General features: G+C 64.6%; 20 protein-coding genes and 1 tRNA gene. 9 read left to right on the forward strand and 12 right to left on the reverse strand.

The features are described from left to right. Window positions 1-61 precede the first annotated feature (61 nt). Window positions 62-3,337: a BTAD domain-containing putative transcriptional regulator gene (locus tag LK459_RS02550; RefSeq protein ID WP_227921588.1), complete on the reverse strand. Its 3,276-nt coding sequence runs from the start codon at window positions 3,335-3,337 to the stop codon at window positions 62-64. Between the two features lie 70 nt (window positions 3,338-3,407). Here LK459_RS02550 and LK459_RS02555 point away from each other — a divergent pair, with 70 nt between their 5' ends. Beyond that, window positions 3,408-3,923, forward strand: a complete 516-nt coding sequence (locus LK459_RS02555) for an SRPBCC family protein (protein WP_227921589.1) — start codon at window positions 3,408-3,410, stop codon at window positions 3,921-3,923. 9 nt (window positions 3,924-3,932) lie between these two features. Here the strand turns inward: LK459_RS02555 and ilvA are convergent, their stop codons facing one another. From ilvA to LK459_RS02570, 3 genes are read right to left on the reverse strand one after another with little or no spacing between them, the layout of a single operon-like run. Next, on the reverse strand, window positions 3,933-5,129 hold the full coding sequence (gene ilvA, locus LK459_RS02560; RefSeq protein ID WP_227921591.1) for a threonine ammonia-lyase: 1,197 nt from the start codon (window positions 5,127-5,129) through the stop codon (window positions 3,933-3,935). Window positions 5,130-5,189: 60 nt separating this feature from the next. After that, window positions 5,190-6,344: a cystathionine gamma-synthase gene (locus LK459_RS02565; RefSeq protein WP_227921593.1), complete on the reverse strand. Its 1,155-nt coding sequence runs from the start codon at window positions 6,342-6,344 to the stop codon at window positions 5,190-5,192. A 41-nt stretch (window positions 6,345-6,385) separates the two neighbouring features. Continuing rightward, window positions 6,386-7,786 carry a cystathionine beta-synthase gene (locus LK459_RS02570; protein WP_007237294.1) on the reverse strand — a complete coding sequence of 467 codons (1,401 nt, stop codon included), beginning with the start codon at window positions 7,784-7,786 and terminating at the stop codon, window positions 6,386-6,388. Window positions 7,787-7,848: 62 nt separating this feature from the next. Between LK459_RS02570 and LK459_RS02575 the strand changes: the two genes are divergently transcribed. Both LK459_RS02575 and LK459_RS02580 read left to right on the forward strand, forming a co-directional pair. Continuing rightward, window positions 7,849-8,769 (forward strand): SGNH/GDSL hydrolase family protein, encoded by a 921-nt coding sequence (locus LK459_RS02575; RefSeq protein ID WP_227921595.1) that lies wholly within the window; start codon window positions 7,849-7,851, stop codon window positions 8,767-8,769. Continuing rightward, on the forward strand, window positions 8,766-9,527 hold the full coding sequence (locus tag LK459_RS02580) for a LamB/YcsF family protein (RefSeq protein WP_227921596.1): 762 nt from the start codon (window positions 8,766-8,768) through the stop codon (window positions 9,525-9,527). The genes LK459_RS02575 and LK459_RS02580 overlap by 4 nt, the downstream gene beginning before the upstream one ends. On the opposite strand, the gene LK459_RS02585 is transcribed toward LK459_RS02580, so the two are convergent. Beyond that, window positions 9,520-10,911 (reverse strand): MDR family MFS transporter, encoded by a 1,392-nt coding sequence (locus LK459_RS02585; RefSeq protein WP_227921598.1) that lies wholly within the window; start codon window positions 10,909-10,911, stop codon window positions 9,520-9,522. The two genes, LK459_RS02580 and LK459_RS02585, sit on opposite strands and share 8 nt — an antisense overlap. Before the next feature lie 67 nt (window positions 10,912-10,978). On the opposite strand from LK459_RS02585, the gene LK459_RS02590 reads away from it, so the two are divergent. Together LK459_RS02590 and LK459_RS02595 are read left to right on the forward strand one after the other, a co-directional pair. Continuing rightward, window positions 10,979-11,653: a TetR/AcrR family transcriptional regulator gene (locus LK459_RS02590; RefSeq protein WP_227921600.1), complete on the forward strand. Its 675-nt coding sequence runs from the start codon at window positions 10,979-10,981 to the stop codon at window positions 11,651-11,653. A 10-nt stretch (window positions 11,654-11,663) separates the two neighbouring features. After that, window positions 11,664-12,887, forward strand: a complete 1,224-nt coding sequence (locus LK459_RS02595) for an acetyl-CoA C-acetyltransferase (RefSeq protein ID WP_039993349.1) — start codon at window positions 11,664-11,666, stop codon at window positions 12,885-12,887. Window positions 12,888-12,965: 78 nt separating this feature from the next. Here the strand turns inward: LK459_RS02595 and LK459_RS02600 are convergent, their stop codons facing one another. The 3 genes from LK459_RS02600 to LK459_RS02610 are packed head-to-tail and all read right to left on the reverse strand — an operon-like array spanning window position 12,966 to window position 16,891. After that, window positions 12,966-13,829: a Bax inhibitor-1/YccA family protein gene (locus LK459_RS02600; RefSeq protein ID WP_007237288.1), complete on the reverse strand. Its 864-nt coding sequence runs from the start codon at window positions 13,827-13,829 to the stop codon at window positions 12,966-12,968. Window positions 13,830-13,860: 31 nt separating this feature from the next. Next, window positions 13,861-14,604: a TetR/AcrR family transcriptional regulator gene (locus LK459_RS02605; RefSeq protein ID WP_227921602.1), complete on the reverse strand. Its 744-nt coding sequence runs from the start codon at window positions 14,602-14,604 to the stop codon at window positions 13,861-13,863. After that, window positions 14,558-16,891: an MMPL family transporter gene (locus LK459_RS02610; protein WP_227921604.1), complete on the reverse strand. Its 2,334-nt coding sequence runs from the start codon at window positions 16,889-16,891 to the stop codon at window positions 14,558-14,560. The genes LK459_RS02605 and LK459_RS02610 overlap by 47 nt, the downstream gene beginning before the upstream one ends. Window positions 16,892-16,985: 94 nt before the next feature. Between LK459_RS02610 and LK459_RS02615 the strand changes: the two genes are divergently transcribed. The 4 genes from LK459_RS02615 to LK459_RS02630 all read left to right on the forward strand — a co-directional run bounded on the left by LK459_RS02615 (window position 16,986) and on the right by LK459_RS02630 (window position 20,054). Continuing rightward, entirely contained in the window at window positions 16,986-17,438 is a 453-nt protein-coding gene (locus LK459_RS02615) for a hypothetical protein (protein WP_227921606.1), read from the forward strand. A 72-nt stretch (window positions 17,439-17,510) separates the two neighbouring features. Beyond that, a tRNA-Leu gene (locus tag LK459_RS02620) sits at window positions 17,511-17,584 on the forward strand. 249 nt (window positions 17,585-17,833) lie between these two features. Then, window positions 17,834-18,097, forward strand: coding sequence for a hypothetical protein (locus LK459_RS02625; RefSeq protein WP_227921607.1), 264 nt, complete (start codon window positions 17,834-17,836; stop codon window positions 18,095-18,097). 907 nt (window positions 18,098-19,004) lie between these two features. Then, entirely contained in the window at window positions 19,005-20,054 is a 1,050-nt protein-coding gene (locus tag LK459_RS02630) for a hypothetical protein (protein ID WP_227921609.1), read from the forward strand. A gap of 156 nt (window positions 20,055-20,210) precedes the next feature. On the opposite strand, the gene LK459_RS02635 is transcribed toward LK459_RS02630, so the two are convergent. The 4 genes from LK459_RS02635 to LK459_RS02650 all read right to left on the reverse strand — a co-directional run bounded on the left by LK459_RS02635 (window position 20,211) and on the right by LK459_RS02650 (window position 24,175). Next, window positions 20,211-21,587: an IS1380-like element ISGbr1 family transposase gene (locus LK459_RS02635; protein ID WP_064862420.1), complete on the reverse strand. Its 1,377-nt coding sequence runs from the start codon at window positions 21,585-21,587 to the stop codon at window positions 20,211-20,213. Between the two features lie 326 nt (window positions 21,588-21,913). Continuing rightward, entirely contained in the window at window positions 21,914-22,081 is a 168-nt protein-coding gene (locus tag LK459_RS23240) for a helix-turn-helix domain-containing protein (protein WP_227921611.1), read from the reverse strand. 1,162 nt (window positions 22,082-23,243) lie between these two features. Continuing rightward, entirely contained in the window at window positions 23,244-23,984 is a 741-nt protein-coding gene (locus LK459_RS02645) for a hypothetical protein (protein ID WP_227921613.1), read from the reverse strand. Further along, a complete protein-coding gene (locus tag LK459_RS02650; protein WP_227921614.1) occupies window positions 23,981-24,175 on the reverse strand; it encodes a hypothetical protein in 195 nt (64 codons plus the stop codon). The genes LK459_RS02645 and LK459_RS02650 overlap by 4 nt, the downstream gene beginning before the upstream one ends. Between the last annotated feature and the right edge of the window lie 193 nt (window positions 24,176-24,368).

A 24,368-nucleotide genomic window follows, 5' to 3' on the forward strand; every position in this document is an offset into this window, starting at 1 on the left:
GCGCGGCGGGACCCCTGCGACCGGGATCCCCCGCGCCGCGTCTGTGTGAGCAGTTCGGGCGTCAGCTCGACGTCCTCGACGCCAGCGTGCTGACGAGCTCGTCGATCGCCCGGCGCCGAGGCATGGCGGGGATGTCGCCGGTGGCTTCGTCCCACTCGCGTCCGGTCAGCCTCGACGCGGACACCGGGTCGCTCAGGACGGCGTAGTAGCCCGGATAGTCGACGCGAGCGTTCAGTCGCTTCCCGAGCATCATCAGCCGGGCACCTTCGCGTCGGGTAACGCTGTTGTCGCACAACACATAACCGGTCGCCACCGCCATGTTGGCGGCCTGTGGAATATCGTTCCAGCCACTCGGCGACAGGGTCTCGGTCAGGCTGCTCGCGAGAATCGGCAGCAGGTCGCGGGCACGGACGGCCTGCCCGGTACGCATCAAACCGATGGCGGCGACGCCGATCAGCATCGACGCGCCCGGGTCTCGCGCGGCCATCGGATGCTCACGCATCAGTAGGTCGGCTGCCCTGGCGAACATCGCCGCGGCGTCGGCGTGATATCCGCGCGCGAAATGCAATTCACCGAGCGCCAACATCATTCCGGCGAAGACCTCGGGAAACCCGCGCGGATCGGGATCGTCCGGGGTCCACCCGTCGGCGACCCGCGCGAGCTCGTCCTCGGCGGCGTCGAGTTGCCCGAGATTGATCAGCGTGACCGCGAGGTAGCCCCGCGCCTGCATTTCGTCCTCGAAGGAGCCGAGCCGGACGAGGTCGTCGATTCCACCACGATAGAAGCCGACAGCCCGCGCCCAGTTCGCCTGCTGGCTGTGTATGCCACCGAGACTGATCTTCGCCATCGCCGACATCCAGTGATCGCGTCCCAGCCGTGATCGCCGACGCAACGTCTCGCCGTCGCGTTCGGCCTTGTCGAGACGTCCCAGATTCTCGGCGAGATTCATGCGTCCACCGAGTGCTGTGGTCGCCACGCGCTCATCGGAACTCATCGTGCCACGCACCACGTAGCGGATCGCTTCGGTCGTACTCCGACTCAGCACGCAGGCAGTCATCAGCTCGGTCGGCTCGACGTAGATCCGATCCGGATCGTGCAGCCGTCGCAGATAGTATCGGGCACGAGCGAGTGCGCGGAGGTCCTGCCGCAGCATTTGATGTGTCATCGACGCGAGAACGGTTGCCTCCCAATCACGTCGGCGCTCATCGGAGAGTTCGAATGGCGGTGACGGCAACACCTCGAGCAACCGCGAACCCCAGTTCATGACCTCCGCGTGCAGACCTCGGGCCATCCAGAATCCAGCCAGAACCGGGAAGATGCGCACCGCGCAGTCAACGGCGTCCGCCACCTCGGGCGAGCCGTCCTCACCGTGCACTATCACCTCCGAGCAATGGCGGAGCACCCAGACGAGATTGTCGACATCCGCGGCCACGCGGCTCATCAATGAGGCGTCGACACCGCTGTCGTAGCTCGCAACCATCTCGCCCGCAACGGTCTTACCCCACTCACGCATCGCCGAGTTGACCGCCGACGACAGCCCGGGTTCTGCGGCGAGTTTCTCCTCGCCGAACTCACGCACCATCTCCAACATCCGGTAGCGCACCCGACCGTCGGCCTCGATCACGGTCAGCAACGACTGGTTGACCAGCGATGCCAGCGTGTCGTCGAGGCGAAAACCTCCATGACCCAACAGGATTCTCGCGGCCTCGGCCGTGAACCCCGCCGGGAACCTGCACAGCCGCCGCAACGCGTCTCGTGCGTCGTCGTCGAGGAGGTCCCAACTCCAGTCGATCACCGCCCGCAGCGTGCGGTGCCGGTCGGGTGCACTGCGGTCCGATCCGCGCAGCAGCGCGAATCGTTCCGCCAACCTGTCGGCGATCTCCTCGACCGTCATCGTACGAATTCGCGCCGCGGCGAGCTCGATCGCCAACGGCAGGCCGTCGAGATGTCTGCACAGCTGCGCGACGGAGTCGCGCGCCAGATCAGCGTCGGGCCGCACTGCGCTGGCTCGGGTGGTGAACAACTCCACAGCCGCACCGTCGTCTGTCACGTCGAGTGTCGGCAGCAGAAAGATCTGCTCGGCGGGCAGCATCAGCGGTGCACGGCTGGTGACGAGGATCTTCAACGACGAGTCCGCAGCCAGCAGGTCTGCAACGAGCCGCGCACATCGCTCGATGACCTGCTCGCAGTTGTCCAGGATCAACAGCGCATCCCGGCCGCGCAGCGCATCGACGAGCCGATCCTGCAGGTCGCCGGTCGCCGCGATGCGTGGGCGTGCGTTGGTGCCGAGATCAGACTCGCCGACGCCGAGAGTTGCGGCGATGGCCGGCACCACGTCGTCGTCGTTGCGGATCGGCGCGAGCGGGACGTAGTAGACCGACGCCCCCTCGTCGACCAGGCGGTGTCCTACGCGGTTGGCCACCCGCGTCTTGCCGACGCCGCCGGGTCCCTGGATGGTGACGAGTCGATGTGTCCGCAGTTGATCGATGATGGACGCGACGTCACCGTCGCGTCCGATGAGGTCGCTCGTCTCCACCGACAGGCCCACCTGGATGGTCGACCGTCGCGCGTTCGGGGCGGTCCGTCGAACATCTAGGTCCCCCTCGGCGAGCAGAGCGGCGTGCACCTCGCTGATCGTCGCGCCGGGGTCGACGCCGAGCTCAGTCGAGAGCCGACGCCGCAGTGCGGCGTACACGGCGAGCGCGTCGGCGACCCGGCCCTCACCCGCAAGCGCACGCATGAGTTCCAGTGCTGCGGTCTCATCCAGAGGATCACGAGCACAGCGCTTTTCGGCGATCACGCGGGCCGTCGCGTAATCCTCGGAGTTCATCGCGACGGCACCCCTGGCGCGGTCGAGGGCGTTCTCGGCGCGGGTTGCGCGCGTACGAACCTCGGCGATGAGCGACCCGGCGTCGTCGCCGAGGTCGTCACCGGGCTCACCCCGCCACCACGACGCCGCGTCGTCGAGCGCGGTTGCGGTGCCCTCGGCGATCAGTTCATCGACGATGTCGATGTCGGTACGACCGCCCACAAGTCGATATCCACCACCTGACGCCTCGATGCGTCCGGCGCCGAGAATGGTGCGCAGGCGCGATATCTGGGTGTGCAGGGCTGCACCGGGCGAGCGGGGCGGTTCGTCCGCCCACACGTCGTCGATGAGGCGCTCGGCCGACCTCGTTCGTCCGCCGCCGAGCGCCAACGACGCCAGCAGTCGCTTCGCGCGGATACCCGGGATCGTCACCAGGTCATCCGGCGTCACCGACGAATCGGGTGCCGCGGAGACGCCTGTGGCGACGGGACCGAGCAGACCGATCACGGTGGTTGCGGGGACGGGCACTGTGCCAGGTTAGCGCCCGCGCTCGCACGTACCGCCGAGATACGGTGTGGCGCCGTGCTTGAATGGCACGATGGCGCGCAGCTACGCACTCGAATCCTTCGAACTCGGCTTCTTCGACTCGGCACCCGTGACTTATCGAATCGACGTGAACCTCCCCGTCACGCCGGAACGTGCGTGGGCCGAACTGACCCGCCAGCACACACTCGACTGGTGTCGGGCGATCAGAGGTATCGAGTTCACCTCACCGCCGCCGTACGGCGTGGGCACGACCCGTCAGGCCAAGCTCGGCCCGGGCGTTGCGCTCTCCGAGTACTTCTTCGACTGGACCGAGGAGCCGGGGGAACACCACTACCGCAACGCCTTCCGCGGAACGTCGGTGACGGTGCCCGGGCTCACGCGATTCGGCGAGCTGACGGAAGTCAGCGCCGCCGACGTCGGATGTCGGCTCGTCTGGAGATTCGCTCTCGCACTCAACACCACCGCCAGACCCGTCAAGCTGTTCAGCGGTCCGACTGCTGCGTCGGTGTTCAAGACCGTCGAGAACGACACCATCCGTCATTTCGCGACGCTCCGTCCACAGGTCTGATCCGCGACGTCAGCGTAGGAAACCCGCGTCCGCGAGCGCGGTGCGCACCGCCTCCTGATGCTCTGCTCCCCGCGTCTCGGCGCTGACCGTCACCTGTACCTCGCCGAGTTGCAGGTCGTCGGCGACACGCGAATGCACGACGTCGACGACGCTCGCCCCCTGATCACGCAACAGTTCGAGCAGTGAGATCAGCCCGCCGGGTCGGTCGGGAATGGTCGCGGTGACCGTCAGGAACCGACCGGAGGCGGTCAACCCCGCCGTGGTCACGTGGCTCAGCACGAGCGGATCGATGTTGCCGCCGGACGCAACGACACAGATCGGTCCCGGCAGGTCGAGGTCGAGGTTCATCAGCGCAGCCACAGCAGCGGCTCCGGCGGGCTCGACGAGCAGCTTGGCGCGCTCGAGCATCAACAGCAGGGCCGTCGCCAACTGCTCCTCGTCGACGGTGACCACGTCGTCGACCAGTTCCCGGACGTGCGCGAAGGGAACGGCGCCGGGTAGCGCGACCGCGATACCGTCGGCCATGGTCGACATGTGTTCGGCCGCGACCGGCATGTCCTCCTGCAGCGAGGTCGGCCACGCCGCTGCCTGTGCCGCCTGCACGCCGACGATCCGCACGTGTGGCCGTCTGGCCTTCACCGATGCCGCGATCCCGGCCAGCAGTCCGCCGCCGCCGAGTGGTACGACGATCGATCCGACGTCGGGCATCTGCTGACAGATCTCGACGCCGACCGTCGCCTGTCCCGCGACGATGTCGCGGTGGTCGAACGGATGGATCAGGGTGGCACCGGTGTTCTCCGCGAACTCGCGTGCGGCGACCAACGATTGGTCGATCGTCTCACCCGTCAGCACCACCTCGGCCCCATATGCCTTGGTGGCTGCGAGTTTTGGTAGCGCCGCACCCACCGGCATGTACACGCGTGACGTGATGCCCAGGTGCGCGGCCGACCATGCGACCCCCTGTGCGTGGTTGCCTGCACTGGCCGCGACGACACCTGCCGCGCGCTCGGCCGACGAGAGCCGCGAGATCCGATAGAACGCGCCACGAGGCTTGAACGATCCTGTGCGCTGCAGGTTCTCGCATTTGAGCCAGACGTCAGAGCCGCTGCGCTCGGACAGCACGCGCGACGCAACCAGCGGCGTGCGCCGCATCACGGGTGCGAGTGTGGCCACCGCGTCGTCGATCTCGGACTGTGTGATCAGCATGATGAGCGTCAACGTACGCGGTCGCCGCGGCCCCTGCAGCACGACCGCACCCGGTCTGACCTACTGCAGCGCTTGCTCCAGGTCGGCGAGGATGTCGTCGATGTCCTCGATACCGACGGACAACCTGACGAGATTCTCGGGAACCTCCAGCAGCGAGCCGGCGGTCGACGCATGGGTCATCGCACCCGGGTGTTCGATCAGCGATTCGATCCCGCCCAGCGACTCGGCGAGCGTGAACACCTCGGTCCGCGCGCAGAACTTCTTGGCCTCCTCGATGCCGCCGGAGACCAGCACCGAGACCATGCCGCCGAATCGCTTCATCTGCTTGGCTGCGACCTCGTATCCCGGATGCGAGGGGTCACCGGGATAGAGGACGCGTTCGATCTTCTCGTGACGGTTGAGGTAGTCGGCAACCTTCTCCGCGTTGTCGCAGTGGCGCTCCATCCGCACCGCGAGCGTCTTGATGCCGCGCATCGTCAGGTAGGCGTCGAACGGTCCGGGCACCGCGCCTGCGCCGTTCTGCAGGAACGCGATGTCGGCGTCGAGTTGCTCGTCGTTGGTGACCAGCGCACCGCCGACGACGTCGGAGTGGCCGCCGAGGTACTTGGTGGTGGAATGCAGTGCGACGTCGGCGCCGAGGTCCAGCGGACGCTGGAGATAGGGTGTGGCAAAGGTGTTGTCGACGACCAGCTTTGCCTTCGCCTCATGCGCGACCTCGGCCAGCCGCTCGATGTCGCCGACGTTGAGCAGCGGGTTGGTGGGCGTCTCGACCCACACGAGCTTGGTCTTGGGCGTGATCGCCGCACGCACGGCGTCGATGTCGCTGACCGGCGCCACCGAGTAGTCGATGCCCCACTGTGTGAAGACCTTGTCGATCAACCGGAAGGTACCGCCGTAGGCGTCGTTCGGGATGACGAGGTGGTCGCCGGGACGCAGCGACGCGCGCAGCATCGCGTCGGTGGCCGCCATCCCGGAGGAGAATCCGCGCCCGTACGTACCGCCTTCGATGGCTGCGACATTCGCTTCGAGCGCCCGGCGGGTCGGATTTCCGGTACGTGCGTACTCGAACCCGTCGCGCAGCCCCCCGACGCCGTCCTGTGCGAACGTCGAACTCGCGTAGACCGGCACGTTGACGGCTCCGGTCTGCGGGTCGGGCTCGTAACCCGCGTGGATGGCGTCTGTCGAAAAGCCGCGTGGCCGCTGGTACTTCTTCACGTGAGAACTCCTCGCTGAGTAGAAATCTGGACGCTTGCCGGCTAGCCCGCGGTGATCGTGGGATGTGTGCTGACGAAGGCCAGCAGATCGTGTCGGGTGATGACGCCGATCGGCTTGCCGTCCTCGACAACCATGAGCGCATCGGACTCACCGAGCGCCTTGGTCGCTGCCGACACGGGCTCGCCGGAACCGATGAGCGGGAACGGATCCCCCATGTGCGCCGACACCGGGTCGGCGAGACTCGCGCGCCCCTCGAATACCGCGGAGAGCAGGTCACGCTCCGTCACAGCACCCGCCACCTCGCCCGCCATCACCGGCGGCTCGGCACCGACGACCGGCATCTGCGAGACGCCGTACTCGCGAAGGATCTCGATGGCGTCGCGCAGGGTCTCCTGCGGATGGGTGTGCACGAGGTCGGGCAGTGTGCCTGTCTTGCCGCGCAACACATCCCCGACGAGCGGCTCGGGTTTGCCGCCGTCGAGCGGTGTGCGCAGGAACCCGTAGCTGCTCATCCACTCGTCATTGAAGATCTTGGCCATGTAGCCACGTCCGCCGTCGGGCAGGAGGACCACGACGACGGAGTCGGGTCCCTCCCGCTCGGCCACCTGCAGCGCCGCGACGACCGCCATGCCGCACGAGCCTCCGACGAGCAATCCCTCCTCGCGGGCGAGGCGTCGGGTCATGTCGAACGAATCGGCGTCGGAGACGGCGATGATCTCGTCGGGGATGCTCGGGTCGTAGGCCTGCGGCCAGAAGTCCTCACCGACCCCCTCGACGAGATAGGGGCGCCCGGTTCCGCCGGAGTACACCGAGCCCTCGGGGTCGACGCCGACCACCTTGACCTTCCCGTCCGACACCTCTTTGAGGTAGCGGCCGGTGCCGGTGATGGTGCCGCCGGTACCGACCCCTGCGACGAAGTGGGTGATCTTTCCGTCGGTGTCACGCCAGATCTCGGGACCGGTGGTCTCGTAGTGACTCTGCGGACCCGCTGGGTTGGCGTACTGGTTGGGCTTCCACGCGCCCTCCACCTCGCGGACCAGCCGGTCGGAAACGCTGTAGTAGCTGTCGGGATGCTCCGGCGCGACGGCGGTCGGACACACGACGACCTCGGCGCCGTAGGCACGCAGTACGTTGCGCTTGTCCTCGCCCACCTTGTCGGGGCACACGAAGATGCACTTGTATCCGCGCTGCTGCGCGACAAGCGCCAGCCCCACCCCGGTGTTGCCCGACGTCGGCTCGACGATGGTGCCACCGGGGCGCAACTCTCCCGACTTCTCCGCGGCGTCGACCATCCGCACCGCGATACGGTCCTTGCTGCTGCCGCCGGGATTGAGGTACTCGACCTTGGCCGCGACCAGCCCGGAGTCGGGCGAGGTCACCGAATTGAGCTTGACCAGTGGTGTGTTGCCCACCAGGTCGACGACGTGATTGGCGATGCGCATGCCTCCATGGTCCCAGAGCGTCGCGAGACGTCCACAATCGACTTACCGCTAAGCTGGCAATCGTGTCCGATTCGCGTCACGTCCTCCGCGATGTCGGTGCCGCTGCAACCGCGACAGCCGCGGGAGCCGGCGCCACGTGGGCGGCTTACAACGTGCTGGTCTGGCAGGCACCGCAGGCCAGAACCACCATTCCCCATCGCACCGACAACGCACCCAACGGTGACGGCATCTACCTCCCCGACGGCGTTGGACCATTGCGCGTCACGCGCGACAGCCCCGGCGAGCTGCACCTGACCGTCTTCGGCGACTCGACCGCCGCCGGTCTCGGCGTCGACTCGGCCGACGACACCCCGGGGGTGCGCGTTGCGCGCCGTGTCGCAGCCGACACCGGCCGAGTCATCCGCTATAGCAACAAGGCCATCGTCGGGGCCACGTCGAAGGGACTCGCGGCACAGATCGACGCGATGCTCATCGCGGGACATCAGCCCGACGTGGCACTGATTCTCGTCGGCGCCAACGACGTCACCGCGACCAACGGCATCCGGGCGTCCGCGAACCGTCTCGGCGCCGCCGTCCGCCGACTATGCGACACCGGCGCCGTGGTGGTCGTGGGTACCTGTCCCGATTTCGGTGTCATCACCGCAATCCCCCAACCCCTGCGGTCCGTCCTACGGATCTGGGGCTTGCGGCTCGCGGCCCGTCAGGCGTCGGCGGTACGCGGCGCAGGAGGGGTGGCCGTCCCGCTCGCCGATCTGCTCGCCGAGGAATTCAAAGCCGAGCCCGACCACATGTTCTCGCCCGACCACTACCACCCCTCGGCAGCCGGGTACGAGCTCGCCGCTGCGATACTCACGCCACCGGTACTCGAGGAGATCGGCGAGTGGGGCCCCGCACCGCTGCCCGAGCCGCCGGAGATGTCGGAGACGGTGCCGACGAGCAAGTTCATGACCCGACTACTGCGGCGCGCACGGACCGTCACATGACGGCGCAGGTCGATCTCAACAGCGACGTCGGTGAGTCGTTCGGCCGGTGGCAACTCGGCGACGACGACGCCGTGCTCGACGTGGTCACCAGCGCCAACGTCGCATGCGGATTCCATGCGGGCGATCCGAGCACGCTGGCACGGACCTGTCGCAGCGCACGGGAGAACGGTGTCCGCATCGGCGCCCAGGTGAGCTACCGCGATCTCGCCGGCTTCGGGCGACGCTTCGTCGACGCCACGCGGACCGAACTGACCGACGACGTCGTGTACCAGATCGGCGGACTCCAAGCCATCGCCCACGCTGCCGGCAGTGCGGTCACCTATGTCAAACCCCATGGGGCGCTGTACAACACAGCCGTGCACCACGAACAGCACGCGCGAGCCGTCGTCGACGCGGTCGCCGCGGTCGACCCTGCCCTCCCGATACTCGGACTCCCCGGCTCACTGCTGCTCGAGATCGCTGCTCAACGCGGAATCCGCACGGTACGGGAGGCTTTCGCCGATCGGGCCTATCACTCCGACGGCACGCTGGTCTCCCGACGCGAGCCCGGCGCCGTCCTCGACGATCCGGAGCTCGTCGCCGAGCGCGTGGTCCGGATGATCACCGACGGCGTCGTCGACTGCGTCGACGGTGAAACCATACGCATCGACGTCGACTCGGTGTGTCTGCACGGTGACAGCCCCGGGGCGGTGGCGATGTCGATCGCGACCCGTGCATCCCTGGTCGCTGCGGGCGTCGAGATAGTTCCGTTCACCTGAGTTCCGGCCGGGGCGGCAACGCGAGTGCGACGGCCGCGCCGAGCACGGCGAGGACCACCGACCACCAGAAAGCGGCGGAGAACCCCGCACCCACCGAGGCCGCCGACACGACCACCACGGCGAGAATCGCCGTGCCGAACGATCCACCGAGTTGCTGCGTGATCCGGGTGAGCATGCTGGTGTCCTGACGTGCGGAATCGGGTACACCGATGAATCCGGCAGCCATGATCGGCGACAGCAACAACCCGAGACCGAAACCTCGGAAGAGTAACGCCACCATCAACCAGAACGGCGATGTACCAGCATCCGCGACCGCGAACGGCACGGTCGCAGCGGCGACGATCAGGAATCCGGATAGCGCCACCCAGCGTCCGCCGAAACGATCGGTGAGCCGCCCTGCGAGCCCACGGGTCACGAAGGCGCCGACCCCCTGCGGGATCAGATAAAGCGCGGCGCGCAGCACCGAGTCGCCATATATCTGTTGAAAGAACAACGGCAGCAGAAACATTGCGCCGAACGAGGCGATGCCGAACGCGAACAGTCCAGCAGCCGACGCAGCGACCGCGCGGTGGGCAAGAACTCGGATATCGACGATTCCGGCTCGCTGCGACACAACGCCACGTGCCACGAACGCGGCCAGCGCACTCGCGCCAAGGAGTACCGGGACCAGCACGCTCACCCGCAACAGGCCCGTGTGCGCGTTGGAGAGCCCGAGAAGGACGAGCGCAAGCCCCGGTGCGAGCAGCAGGAGCCCCACGATATCGAGTCGTGCGTGATGGTCGTCGGCGTCGGCCGTCGAGCGGTCGTCTGGGATGCGGCGTGCGAGATACAACGCGACGGCGACGATCGGAACGTTGATCAGGAAAAGCCACCGCCAGTTGAGCCAGTTCAGTATCACGCCGCCGAGCACCGGTCCGAGGATCGGTCCCAACGCCGTCGGCATGGACACCAGGGCGATCACCTGCCCGAGTGCGACGCCTCGACTCGCCGTGACCAGGATTGACGTCATCAGCGGCATGATCAGCCCGGCACCTAGACCCTGCACGACACGAAAAGCTATGAGCGACGGCGCATTCCACGCCACTGCACACAGCACCGACCCCAGCAGGAAGATCATCAGCCCCGCGATCCAGGCCGCCCGCGAACCGAATCGGGTCGCCGCCCAACCCGCGAGCGGCACCGCGACAGCGAGTGCTAGCAGGTAACCCGTGCTCACCCACTGGATCGTCGACACCGGGACATCGAGATCCCGGCCGAGCGTCTCGAGCGCGATCGTGACGATCGTCGTGTCGAGGATCGGTGCGATCAGGCCGACGATCACCGCCCACGCAACGCGACGCGTCGCCGGGTCGATGGTCTGCGCCGGAGACGCTGTCGCAGTCATGACGACCTCCTTAAGAAACAGTTATGTATCTTATCGCGACGCTAGCTGGGCGCGATAAGATACGCAAGTGGACCTTGAGGACAATGCGTCTACGGTGACCCGACGCCGGGGCGCCGAACTCGAAACAGCAATCCTCGACGCAGCGTGGGACCAATTGCTCGAGCGCGGCTACGCCGGTCTCACGTTCGAGGCGGTCGCCGACCGCGCGGGAACCAGTAGGCCGGTGCTCTATCGTCGGTGGTCAACGCGAGGCGAGTTGCTGCGCGCGGCGATCGCGCACCGCGGGCGCCAGGTCACGGTCGACGTGCCGGATACCGGGAACCTGCGCGACGACGTGCTCGCCGCACTGCGCGACATGAACGCCACCCGCGCAGATTTCGTGGTGATGATGGCGTCGAGTCTCGGCGAGTACTTCGCCGAGGGGGACACCAGTCCGCGTGAGGTCCGCGCGTTGTTCGTCGGCGATCGCGTCTCGATCATGCCCACCCTCATCGACCGCGCCGTGGCACGTGGCGAGATCGATCCGGCGCACGTGACCGAGCGCGCCGTCGCACTCCCAGCCGACCTCTATCGGTACGAGGTCCTCATGTCGCTGGCGCCCGTCTCCGACGACGTGTTGCGTGGCATCGTCGACGACGTGTTCCTTCCGCTCGTCCAACCCGGCGGCGCGCCGGCATCCGCGCGGAGCCTGCGGCGCTCGAGTGACAAATCCGGCTCATCTGGCGTCGACGACGTGCAGTAACGTGTTTCACATGACTGAAGCCGTCATCGTTGCCCATGCCCGCTCCCCGATCGGCCGCGCCGGTAAGGGATCCCTCAAAGACGTCCGGCCGGACGAACTCTCGCGCCAGATGGTTACCGCACTCCTCGCGAAGGTCCCTGAACTCGATCCCAAGGACATCGAGGACATCCACTGGGGCATCGGTCAGCCCGGTGGCCAGGGTGGCTACAACATCGGCCGTGTCCTCGCCGTCGAACTCGGGTTCGACCACATCCCCGGCGTCAGCGTGAACCGCTACTGCTCGTCGTCGCTGCAGACCACCCGCATGGCCCTGCACGCCATCAAGGCGGGCGAGGGTGACGTGTTCATCTCCGGCGGCGTCGAGAGCGTGTCGAGCTTTGCCATCTCCGGCGGAGCCGACGGCGCACCGGACTCCAAGAACCCTGTCTTCGACGAGGCCCTCGCCCGCACCGAACGCACCGCGGAGGGCGGCGCTCCGGCGTGGCACGATCCGCGTGAGGACGGCCTGCTGCCCGACGTCTACATCGCGATGGGTCAGACCGCCGAGAACGTCGCCAGCTTCACCGGCATCTCGCGTGAAGATCAGGACCACTGGGGTGTTCGTAGCCAGAACCGCGCCGAGGAAGCCATCAAGGCGGGCTTCTTCGAGCGCGAGATCGACCCGGTCACCCTGGCCGACGGCACCGTCGTCAGCACCGACGACGGCCCACGTCCCGGGACGACCTACGAGAAGATCTCGCAGCTCAAGCCGGTGTTCCGCCCCGACGGAACCGTCACCGCAGGTAACGCCTGCCCGCTGAACGACGGCGCTGCGGCACTGGTCGTCATGAGTGACACCAAGGCCAAGGAACTCGGCCTGACCCCGCTGGCCCGCGTCGTCGCGACTGCTGCCACGGGATTGTCGCCGGAGATCATGGGTCTCGGCCCCATCGAGGCCGTGCGCAAGGTGTTGCGGGTGTCGGGGATGTCGCTATCCGACATCGACCTCTTCGAGATCAATGAGGCATTCGCCGTGCAGGTCCTCGGTTCGGCCAACGAGCTGGGCATCGACCACGACAAGTTGAATGTCTCCGGCGGCGCAATCGCACTGGGGCATCCGTTCGGCATGACCGGCGCACGCATCACCACCACGCTGCTCAACAACCTGCAGACCCACGACAAGACCTTCGGCATCGAGACGATGTGCGTCGGCGGTGGGCAGGGTATGGCGATGGTGCTCGAGCGCCTGAGCTGACCCCACTTCTGGCTCGACGACCGAGGCCCTGCACTCCAGCGGAGTGCAGGGCCTCGATGTATGTCGTGCTGGAACTACTTAGTTGTTGGAGTTGAAGTAGCTCAGCAGTCGCAGGATCTCGACGTACAGCCACACCAGGGTGACCGTGAGTCCGAGTGCCACTCCCCAACCCGCGCGTGACGGAGCGCCCGCACGGATGAGCCGATCAGCGGCGTCGAAGTCGACGAGAAAGCTGAACGCAGCCAGCGCGATGCAGACCAGCGAGAAGATGATCGCGATCGGACCGCCGTCGCGCAGCACACCCGCTCCGCCCGTGAACAGCCCGATGATCAGGTTGCCGATCATGAGCACCATCACGCCGATCAGTCCGGCGAACAGCATGCGCGTGAAGCGCGGGGTCACGCGGATGGCACCGATCTTGTAGACCAGCAGCATTCCGAAGAACACGCCGAACGTGCCGAGGACCGCCTGCCCGATCAGCGCACCCGCGCTGGTGTCACCACTGACCATCCAATTCGCGAACACGAACGAGATCGAGCCGACGAACAGTCCCTCGAAGGCCGCGTACGCGAGCACGATCGCCGGGTTGTCCTGCTTGCGACCGAACGACGCGACCAGCACGAGGACCAGACCAGCGATCGCACCGATACCCATGAGCGGGCCTGCCAGCGCGTTGTTGTAGCTACTGATGACGTAACTGACGATCGCCGAGATGGTCAGGACGCCGAGAGTGATCGCCGTCTTCGTGACGACGTCGTCGATGGTCAGCTGGCGTCCGGCGGCCTGCGGCGGCGCATACTGCGGGGGAACCTGCTGGCCGTACTGGTTGTACATAGCGGCTTGCCCGGCCCCGGCCATGTTGGAACCGAAGCCGGCGTATCCGCCGGGATTCTGGTTATCGCGGACGACGCCGCGCATCACCGGGTTACTGCTGTCTCGCACAGGTGCTCCTTATATGGACGTGTACGTCTCATCAACGGGGATCGGCCCGTTTCGGTTCCGACTTTACCTTCTCTTGACCAATCGGGGGATCCGACGTGGCGCTCAATGCGTCGAGAAAGCCTCGGACCGCATCGGGTGCACGATATTCGCGGATCGAGAGCACCGCGCGTCCGAGACACACCGAGCGCAGCGTCTGTTCAGCGATGGCGAAGTCATCACCCCACCCCAGACCGGGCTTTGCGATCATCAGCGACGCAAGACCGTGTGCGGCAGTCCACAGTTCCAGCACCACGTCGCCCACCTCGGCGGGCCTGAACACACCGGCCTCCGCGAGTTCGCCGACAGTCCCGGTGAACCGGACGAACGCCGATGCCGCGAGAACCTCGTCGACCTTGGTCCGCTGCTCGGCCGGGGATACGTGATGGAAGGCCTCGCGGTACAGCACAGGGGTGTCGACCGCGAATCGCACGTAGGCCATCCCCATCTGGAGAGCCCGCTCCAGCGGGTCGTCGACCCCGATCGACGCCTCGGCCAACTTCTCGTCGAGCTGCTCGAAGTACCGTGCACACACCGCCTCGAGCAGCGCGTCCTTGTCGGCGAAGTGCAGGTAGATCGACGGCGGCGTGACGCCCACTCTCTCGGCGACCGCGCGGATCGACACTGCCGAGGCCGCCTCGGCGTCGAGCAGAAGCGACGTGGCGGCGTCGATGATCTCGTCTGCCAGCAACTCACCTGATCCGCGGGGCGATCGGGTCCTGCGAGAGGTCGGCGTCACTGTTCTCCTGTGTCTCGATTTCGTGAGTGGGGTTCGCGTCGGGGCGGGCGGGCGATCCCCGCTGCTCGTCCTCGACCTCCTCGGAGAGTCCGAAGCGGTCGTGCACACGGCGCAGCGGCGCGGGAGCCCACCAGTTCACGCGCCCGGCGAGTCGCATGAACGACGGGACGAGCAGCATCCGGATGAGGGTGGCATCCATCAGCACGGCGAGCGTGAGCCCGACACCGAACATACGCATGAACGACACCTCCGACGCCGCGATTCCCGCGAACACGATGCTCATCAGCAGCGCTGCGGCGGTGATGACACGGCCGGTCCTGGCAATGCCGAGCGCGACGGCCCGGTCGTTGGCCGCGCGTGATCGGTCCGACGAGAGCCACGATTCGCGGATGCGGCCGAGTAGGAACACCTCGTAGTCCATCGACAGACCAAACGCGATGCAGAACATGAGCACCGGCATCGTTGCCGCGAGGTACCCGGTTGCCGTGGTGCCCAGTCCCCCGAGATGGCCTTCCTGGAAGAACCACACCATGGCGCCGAAGGTTGCCGACAGCGACAACACGTTGAGCACCAACGCCTTCAGCGGCAGCACGACGCTTCCGGTGAACAGGAACAACAGGATGAAGGTGGCGATCGCGATCACCCCGAGCACCCAGGGCAGGTGTGCGTAGATCGAATCGACGGTGTCGACGTTGGTCGCAGCGGTTCCGGTGAATTTCACTGTGAGACCGTCCGGTGCCGGCACGTCGCGCAACTGGGCGAGCTGGTGCTCGCCGGCCTCCTGCATCGGTTCGAGGCTCGTGGCGATGGTGATCACTCCGACGTCGCCGCGCAGGTCCGCGGGGTTGACCGGTCCCACTGGCCGACCGTCGACGAAGGTGCCGCCCGCCCCCGACACCGAGTTGACGTCGGCCACGCGCGAGAGTTCCTGCGCGTAGTGCGCCCTCGTCTGCTGCGAGACATCGCCGGTCGTGACGACGGTGATTGTCGAGGAGAGGTTCTGGGCGAAGTCGTCGCGTATCTCCTGCTGGATCTGATGCGCACTCGCGCTCGTCGGAAGGACGCGATCATCGGGGAAGCCGAACTTGATGGACAGGAAGGGGGCGCCGAGCACCAACAAGATCGCGACGACGGTAGCCCCGACGGGCGCGGCCCGTTTCAGAACCCACGACGCCGCGCGGTACCACCAGCCCTGCTCGACCGGACGCGGTGTCGGCTCGGGTCGACCCAGGAGCTTACGAACTCCGCGACGCACGTCGAGCGAGTCGATCCGGTCGCCGAGGAGCATGAGGATGGCGGGCGTGATCACCAGTGAGGTCACCGCGGCGATCGCAACCACTCCGAGTCCGGCGTAGGCGAACGAACGTAGGAAGTACATCGGAAAGATCGCCAATGCGGCGAGCGCGAGGGCGACCGTGATCGCCGAGAAGGCGACGGTCCGGCCAGCCGTCGACATGGTGCGCAGAATCGCGGACCGCCGGTCCCGACCGTCGGCGACCTCTTCTCGATAGCGAGTGACGAGCAGCAGCGTGTAGTCGATCGCGAGCGCCAAACCCATTGCGGTGGTGAGGTTCAGCGCGAAGATCGACACATCCGTGACGGTGCCGATCAACCGCAGCAGGGCGAACGTCAACACGATCGCGATGATGCCTACCCCGATCGGCAACATGGCCGCGAGAACTCCCCCGAACACGACGATCAGTACGAGGAAACTGACGGGGATCGCGATACCCTCGGCAAGCGCGAGGTCGCGGGTCGTCTGCTCGTTGACCTGTTGGAACACCAGCCCCTCGCCACCGACACGGATCGAGATGCCGTCACGGGTCCCCTCGAAGCGGGAGGCAACCTTTTTCGCATGCGCGGGCGCGTCGGCCTCGCCGCCGTCGAGCGTGGCGATGATCAGGGCAGAGCTGCGGTCCTTGCTGACCAGACCGGGGGCGAGCGTCGGGTCCTGCCACACCGACAGAATCGGTTGCTGCACATAGGGAATGCCATCGAGCTCGGTGACGAGCGACTTGCCGACCGCGGCCGCCCGCGGGTCCTTTTCCGTGTCGGTGCCTGCGGGGGCGTCGAGTTTCAGAACGACTTGTAATCCCCCACGCTGGAACGTGTCGTTGATCTGTTGTGCCGCTTGCGCCGATTCGCTGTTGGGGTCGGAGTAACCGCCGGCGAGGAGGTGTTGCGAGGCAGACGCTCCGTAGATCCCGCACAACACCAGCAGCAGAAACGCCACCGCCAGAACACGTTTGGGTGCCGAAACCGCGAGTCGGGTGAGTCTTGCCAGCATGCGGTTCCCCTTGCGCGTGATGGTCACTTACCCGCGTTAAGTTATCGCCATTAAGTCAGGGCGTCAAGGGTGTATCGCTCGATGGAGATGCGCATTGGCCGGTCGCCGTCACACTCTGCGCCATCCGTCCGACGGGCTACGATGGGGTGTGGTCTACCTCTCACTTGCTCTCGCCGCCATCGCGGTCGGAGCCTGGGTGCTGTCCTACCACCGATCCTCACAGCCTCGCCGTAGTGCCGATCTGTTCGTCGCCCTTTCCGAGCTCAACGACTCGCGGGCCGACCATCAGCGGCACGCTGCCGAGGTGATCGAAGAGAAGCACCACCTCGAGGCGCACGCCGGCTGGCCGTCAGCCGTCATCGGCTTGCTGTCGGTGATGGCGGTGGTGTTCATGGTCCAGGACCCGTCGAACACCGTCAGCGGCGACGCCCTGGTCTGGATGACCAGCGAACTACTTGTGATCGCGTTGATATCAGCGGTCTGGACCGTCTGGTGCGTCCAACGCGCCGCCCGCCTGGCGGTGCGCCAGGCGGGTCTGCATCGGTGAGTGCAGAACGTCACCCCCCATGGGGCACTTCCCTCGTTTGCGCGGGAACGCGCATGGCATGCTTGTCAGCGCGCCCCTATAGCCCAATTGGCAGAGGCAGCGGACTTAAAATCCGCGTGTTCCGGGTTCGAATCCCGGTGGGGGCACCCATAAACCGCAGGTAAACGTGGTTTTTGATGCTCTTGGGTTGCCATGCGAGACACCTTGCATGACAACCGCTAGTAACTGAGGTGTCCCCTCGGTGGTTTTCAAGGTCATTCCGACAGGTTCGAAACCGTTGGAAGGACACACCTCGTGACCCACCGCCATTACGCGGCTGTGATTGTCTTCGCAGCTCTCGTCTACATCGTCCCGCTGCTCGCCATGCGCTTCTGCCTCGAGCTGGGGTGGCACGCATGAACACACCACACATCGACCCGCCAGAAGACGACGGCTGGCAATGCACCACCTGGATGCGCGGAAACATCGGTCACGGCGTCCACGTGAACCTGATGACCGGCCATAATCTGCGCACCGAGCGCGTTGATCCCCCGGCACTCCTCATCGACGGCCCCGATGGGTCTGTCGAGTTGCAGTCCCGCGAACAGTTGGACGCCTTACTAGCCGCACTGGGTGATGCTGCACGGCTCTGGGATGCGTTGACAGCGCCACCCGCCTAGTTGCTCGTGGACGCAGTCCTGTTGCGTCTGAATCCTTCTCAACCCTCGTATGGGGCAGCCCTGACGGTCTATATAGCGGTTCGACTCCGCTAAGGGCACGAGCGCACCAACCAAACTAGTGTGCCCGTCGTCATCGACCAGCCCGACGCAAACCAGCGGTCAGCACGTAGCCCAGTCCCTAGCCGTGCTCTAGGGCCACCACTCTTGTCGTCGCGAAACACGAGCAGGTGCCATGACGATCACACCTGTCCACGAGGGCATGGTGCTAGCAGTCGTGGCCTGACGCGATTACGGGCTTGGTTTCGTGGGTGATTCTGGGATGGGGTCAACGCGCGAGCACCCGTCAGGGTTCCACCAAACAGTTCAATCACCGACATCTAGCCTGGTGACGAGCTGGGCGAGCGTTTAGCCGAGCGTTAGCTGACCGAGTACGCACGCAGTGTAATTCGTCATTCATCGACTAAGATTCGATGTGCACCTCCGGTCGAGGGGCGGTGAAATGTTGAGCGACTCAAGGACGCTCGCACCGCGCCCAGATTGGAGGTACATCGGGTATGCGCCATGAACGCGGAAAGACCCCGGTGAAGTGGGAACGGACGCTGTCAGACCTCACCCACATCACCAGGGTCATTGCCATTCTGGTTCGGTTCTGGATCGACCTTCACAGGTAGTTCCCGAACACCCAAACAGCGGACGGTCGGGAGTGTGCTCTGCGCTGCAACGCGAACACGCTCTCGATCCTCCGCAACGACCATTATGGTGCATACGCCATCCAACTGCTAGACAATGGCGTGCTTGGTGGTCCTCCCTGCCAGACTAGGGTCCACGCCGACGCACTGGTTGAGACGCGACAAGCGGAACAGTCAATTCAGGAATCTGTCACACCGTCGTGCCACACTCCGAGTCCATGACTACCTTTTATATCCAGTCTCTCCGGCTGTCCAAAAGCGCCAGCGGTCGCCGAAACTGGGAACGCACGATCGCCACGCCCGTCGAATTCACTGAGAGCCCATACGACACCGCGCTCACACGCGGACAACGACAGTCTCTGCTAGGGCTATACCCTGACGGTCGATGCCAGTTCTTCGGTTACCACAGCAGATTCGTAAAACAGCCCCCAAGCCTCGGTGACCGCGTCGTCTTCCAGGGCGACAAGTCGTTCTACGCCATCGCAACCATCGGCTACGCCTTCCGCAACACCGACCTGCCAGACCTCCTGTGGGACAACGAGAACAACTACGACACGGTCTACAGCCTGCACAACCTCTTCGACCTACGTGGCGGCAATGAAGTGCCCACTCTGGCGGCTCGACAAGCCGAGGGAAAATCGGACGACTTCTCACATCGACGGTTCGTTCATCCCCAATCTGAAGCAGTGCAGGACTTCTTCGCCGACACGTTTGCCTGGTATGTCGATGAAACCAACGCTGAAGCCGCTGCTACCGACGTCCTGGCCGACTCCCCCACTGACACGATGACCCGTAGCGAAGTACCTGCCCATAGGTTTCAACGCGGCGTCCGCCGGATCGGCTCTTCGACCCAACTCTTCGACAGGGCAGAAGCTGCGCTAGTTCAGGAATACCAGGAGTACGCCAGTTCACGCGGCCACGAGACCTGGATCGATCGCGGAACGGGCCGCATCTCGGACCTCGTCGACAATGTGTCGTTGGAAGAAGTCCGCTATATCGAAGCCAAAGTCCTCGGCACCCTACCGAGTCTCCGGCAAGCATACGGCCAACTCGTGGACTACATCAGTCACTCGGAGATCAATGTCGACATCACGACTCCCACCATCCTGCTTTCGCAGAAACCCGCCGATCACGTGATCGCCGCGTTCAACTCATACGGAGCAGCGATCGCTTGGCCGTCTGGCTCTTCGTTCACTTTCCGAGATCCAGACGCAAAAGCGCTCGAGACTTTTCGCGCCCTAGTTTCCAACGCACGCAACCTTAGGTAGTTCTTAACCTCGATCCACCGATCGGCTTTTTGATGTCTCGTGAAATGTGTTGTGTATGTTCGGGGTGGCGGTGGGCGTGGGTGAGTCGCCGATCTCTGGTGTCGGCGTGTTTCACTGGGTTTCGTGTCGGGGCCGGTTCTGGCCGATGGTTAGGGGTCAGGCTGAGTGTTGTCGTTTGATCGTGTTGTTGAACAACAGGTTCCACTCGCGTTCCCACGGCCATCGGGCGGGTAGATGCATCGTGATGCGCCGCGCTGAGGACGCGATTCGAGCGGGTATGCAGATCAGGGTGCGTCGGATGGTGGAGGTAGTCGCCTTCGCCAGACGCTGTCCACCGAGACAGGCTGCGGCGCGGGTCAGGTTGAACGCGATGACCGCACACACCAGCCATGCGGCGTTCGCGCAGAACTTTCCCGAGGGCAGATGCGCCAATGCGGAGGCTTTGAGGTCGGCGTGGACTTGCTCGATGATCGCATGACCGCGGTGAGTCTTGTCGGCGGTCACGGTGTCCAGGTCGCTGGTGGTGAAGAACGCATGAAACCGCCACACGTCGAACAAGCCGTCTCCCTCGGCTGCGAAGTCAGGGATACGGCGCACCACCAGCCGTCCGGATACCTGCAGGCGCTTGGCTTTGGAGGTGAACGCGGTGAACGGTACTTCGGCGACCTCGGCCCGCGAGACCCACTGGCCGCTGTCTTCGTCGAAGACGGCGTCGGTGTACTCGATCGGCGTCCATGCATCTGCCGGTACCTCGCTGATCGCTGCTCGGACGTGGGAATCCTGACGCACGGTGACCGACACCTGCGCACCGGCCCGGAGCGCGGTGGTGATCGCGCGATGGCCGTAGAACGCTGAATCCGCTCGCAGCAGTATCGGTCCCGACGCATCGGACGACCGTAGCCGCCGCACGGTGGCCAGGGTGTCGGCGATCAACCGATGCGCCCCGCGCGCGGAGTTACACGCCCCTTTGCGCAGGCGTTGAGCGGCGATCACCGGCGCACCGTCACCACAGGTGAGGGTGGTGATCGCCGAGTTCAGCCCACGCACTCGGGTGTAGCCGAATCCGACGCCCTGCTTGGCCGGGCCGTGGACCTCGATGATCGAGTCGTCGATATCGATCATCACCGGCCCGTCGATCCCCGCCAGCACCGGAGTATGGCGAGCCAGTCCCGCCAACAGCCGGGTGGCGATCGCATCGGCTTGGCGGACATGCCCGAACCGGAACTCGCGAAGAAACGATCCCAACGTCGACGGGGCGTAAGGATGGTCGAACACCTTGCCCATCGCGCCGTGTCGCAACACGGCCATGTCGTCGATGCTGTCGGCGCCCGCCACCATCCCCGCCACCAGGGAAAACATTTTCCGATCCGGATGGGCGCCCTTGTCGGTGGGCACGCTCAGATGCTCGCGGGCCAACTCCGACAGGCTGGCGCGTTCGGCCAGCGCCATCACCGGCACCACCCCCGCAGCGGCGAGGAGATTCGGATCGTCACAGGATGCAGACCGGACCGGGTGAGTGTGAGACAATCGCATCTACGACATGCCCTCCTGTGTGTGTGGATGGAACCCTAGAGAAGTCCCATTCTGTCACTCAGACAGGGCATTTCGTTTATCCCTCACCGACCGATCACAAGCAAATCGGTGGATCGAGGCTAAGCGGCGTCGGTAGTGGGGTTGGCATAGGTAACGCCTGGTCGCTGTACGTCCGCACCCGTCCTCGATACAGATGCGCATTAGCCTCCTGACATGCGAAAACACCCCTTCGAGGAGCGCGCGGGATAGGACGCGGCTTCAACCCGAGGGGGTGTCTTCTGATTCCCGACTCTGCTACTCCAAAGCCCAGCCGGGAAAGTCTTTAGTTAGCTGGTAAGCGATTCGAGCGCCTTCCTTTTTACGTAATAACGCGCCCCGATTCGCTTACCGTCAATCTCGCCAGACTCAATAAGTCGAATCGCGGCAGTGCGTGAGCAGCCGATAACGGTTTGCAGTTCGCGGACGGGAAGAAAGACACTAGGGGTGTCAGCCATGTACACCCCCTCTCCGATGTGTGATTGATTAACGCTTATAAACCTATTATTGCATTTACTTGGCAACGCGCTCCAACTTCACGTTTACGCGTTAACGGATCGGATCACTAATTCCGTGGTTAACCTGCCGATACGTCCATTATATCTAGTTAGTGTTGACGACCTCGAACAGTTCCGGATCGTTTGTGGCTACATATTTGGCGTCGCGGACTATTCTTCCGGAGACCCCGAACTGTTCCGCAGCCTCATCGGTAGCCATTGGCCCGCGCTTAGCCTGTTCGTGCTCGGCGTTAGTTTGCGGCAATTCTGCCGTAGACTTTGCTCGTCCGCCACGCCCCTTGCCCCGTTGCGGCAACTTTGCCGTAACGGAGATCGCGTCTTTGTCGGTAGCCCGCCGTCCAGCAATAGGTCCGGGCAATTTTGCCCTAACCTTTCTCGACCAAACTGATTTGCCTGTTCAGGCAATTTTTCCCTAGCTGGGTCGCCGTTCAGGCATTTTCGCCTTAACGGCAGGGTTCTGGCACTAATAGCCGACAACTAATCGTTAGGCTCGTCCAGAATGGGCCATTCTTGCCGCCCAGAATCGACGCTAACAACATTTCTAAGCCCACACGCATAAGCACTAGGGTTTACGCCTGTTAACGCTTAGGATCGCTCTCAGAGCTTGACGGTTTCTTTGGCGATCTGTCGGTCAGACTTGTGCGGATCAGCCCTAATAGCCTCATCGATCTTGGCTCGCTTCTGGGCGGTAGGTGATAACTTTTCCTCAGGTGAGGATTTCTTATCAGTCTCTGTCACCCATGCCCCAACCGGCCTTCTCGGACGATCCTGTAGCTTCTGCGGCCTCAGCGACAGAACCACCCGACTCCAACACCCGCGTCCACACACGCCGTTTCTGCTCCGGAGTCATCTGCCTACGCGCACAATGCATTGACTACCGCGCCAACCGTGACAGCATCCCCGGCGTCGGCGCGGGGGATCACCTTGGTTCAAAGACGGGGGCTAAGACCAGAAGGAAGGGGAAGGTCCGGAGCAATCACAGCCGGAACCATCCCCTCCCCTCAGCGGAGCGCAGCGACCCTAAGCCTTCGGGCAGAAGGCGCCGCGCCCGTAGTCGAGTCGACATGCGTTCACCAAACTCGGCGCGTCACCATGCATCCCGTCAAGCAGGCACCAAACCCTCAGCAACCACACGATGAGTCAACTCCCAAAACTCGGTCACCGTGCGATCATCACCAACAACCTCACGGTCCAGTGCGGCACCTAGACCACCTAGATAGCTTCCAGCCTGCTCGGCTATCACCGTGAGTTCCGACCGGTAGGTGTCAACGAACGTTCGGAGTCGAATCGGTTGACCATCATCCTTATAGCTATCCATAGAAGATATATTTAGGGATTTATTTAGGGATGGATTTGGTTCTGGTTCGGATTTCGCACCCCCTAGGGATTCGGATTTGACACCCCCAAGGGGTTCGGATTCCGCACCACCCCCCACTGACGCGACCTGACACCCTGGTTCGGGTTTCGCACCCCTACGTCTCGGACCCTTACCCGATGGGGGAACGTACGTGTTGAGCTTCGCGTGCTCTACCTCGGTAAACGGCTCCACCCTAGCCACGTGCAGCACGTACCGGTTCCTGGTCAATGCCTCCCGAGCCATCCACCGATGCGCAATCAACGTGGCGATACCGGCCCGCACCTGTGCCTCAGATACTCCGCAGTCGGCAGCAATCGACTTGATCGACACTTCCCAGCCCTCACGGTTGGAGAACACCGCCACGGCCACCCGGATCGCCGCTGGTGTGATCGCCGGATTGCGGTGCAGCGCGAACGGCACGGGAATGTAGAGCTTCTGCCCCTCACCGTAGGTGCCGTGGAATCTGGTGGGGTTGCGTTCACTCACCACAGGGTTGCTTGTGCCCCGTGAGGCGTGGTGTCGTCGGCAGCGTCAGGGAACTCGACAGTCAAGCCCGCCTGGTCCATCAGCACATCGAGTAGACCCGTGCTCGGTCCGAAGCAGACCAGAGCCTCCTTTGGTGACGGTTGGCGGTGCCGGTACAGCTTCCACTCGCCTGCACTATCGGGCCACTTCATTTGCACTTCCGTTTGCCCGCATGTCGGACACGTCACCTTGCATCCGGTGCGTGTTCCTTGTCGTCTCGAATCGTGTGTCGGCGCCGTCATCGGCTCGTGACTCCTATCGTCGTGCGCTTCTGCTGACTCTTGTTTCCCGGTTCTACACAACTAGGGGTTGCAGGTACGGGAAACGCTCTGACCTGCACAAACC

It is taken from the genome of Gordonia otitidis, assembly GCF_020735545.1.
Classification (GTDB): Bacteria; Actinomycetota; Actinomycetes; order Mycobacteriales; family Mycobacteriaceae; genus Gordonia; species Gordonia otitidis.

Coding starts and splice junctions, on each gene's coding strand:
- LK459_RS02555 (WP_227921589.1), top strand. CDS start 3,408: ATGGCGCGCAGCTACGCACTCGAATCCTTCGAACTCGGCTTCTTCGAC.
- ilvA (WP_227921591.1), bottom strand. CDS start 5,129: ATGCTGATCACACAGTCCGAGATCGACGACGCGGTGGCCACACTCGCA.
- LK459_RS02570 (WP_007237294.1), bottom strand. CDS start 7,786: ATGCGCATCGCCAATCACGTCGTCGACCTGGTGGGCAACACACCACTG.
- LK459_RS02580 (WP_227921596.1), top strand. CDS start 8,766: ATGACGGCGCAGGTCGATCTCAACAGCGACGTCGGTGAGTCGTTCGGC.
- LK459_RS02585 (WP_227921598.1), bottom strand. CDS start 10,911: ATGACTGCGACAGCGTCTCCGGCGCAGACCATCGACCCGGCGACGCGT.
- LK459_RS02595 (WP_039993349.1), top strand. CDS start 11,664: ATGACTGAAGCCGTCATCGTTGCCCATGCCCGCTCCCCGATCGGCCGC.
- LK459_RS02610 (WP_227921604.1), bottom strand. CDS start 16,891: ATGCTGGCAAGACTCACCCGACTCGCGGTTTCGGCACCCAAACGTGTT.
- LK459_RS02625 (WP_227921607.1), top strand. CDS start 17,834: ATGAACACACCACACATCGACCCGCCAGAAGACGACGGCTGGCAATGC.
- LK459_RS02630 (WP_227921609.1), top strand. CDS start 19,005: ATGACTACCTTTTATATCCAGTCTCTCCGGCTGTCCAAAAGCGCCAGC.
- LK459_RS02635 (WP_064862420.1), bottom strand. CDS start 21,587: ATGCGATTGTCTCACACTCACCCGGTCCGGTCTGCATCCTGTGACGAT.
- LK459_RS23240 (WP_227921611.1), bottom strand. CDS start 22,081: ATGGCTGACACCCCTAGTGTCTTTCTTCCCGTCCGCGAACTGCAAACC.
- LK459_RS02650 (WP_227921614.1), bottom strand. CDS start 24,175: ATGAAGTGGCCCGATAGTGCAGGCGAGTGGAAGCTGTACCGGCACCGC.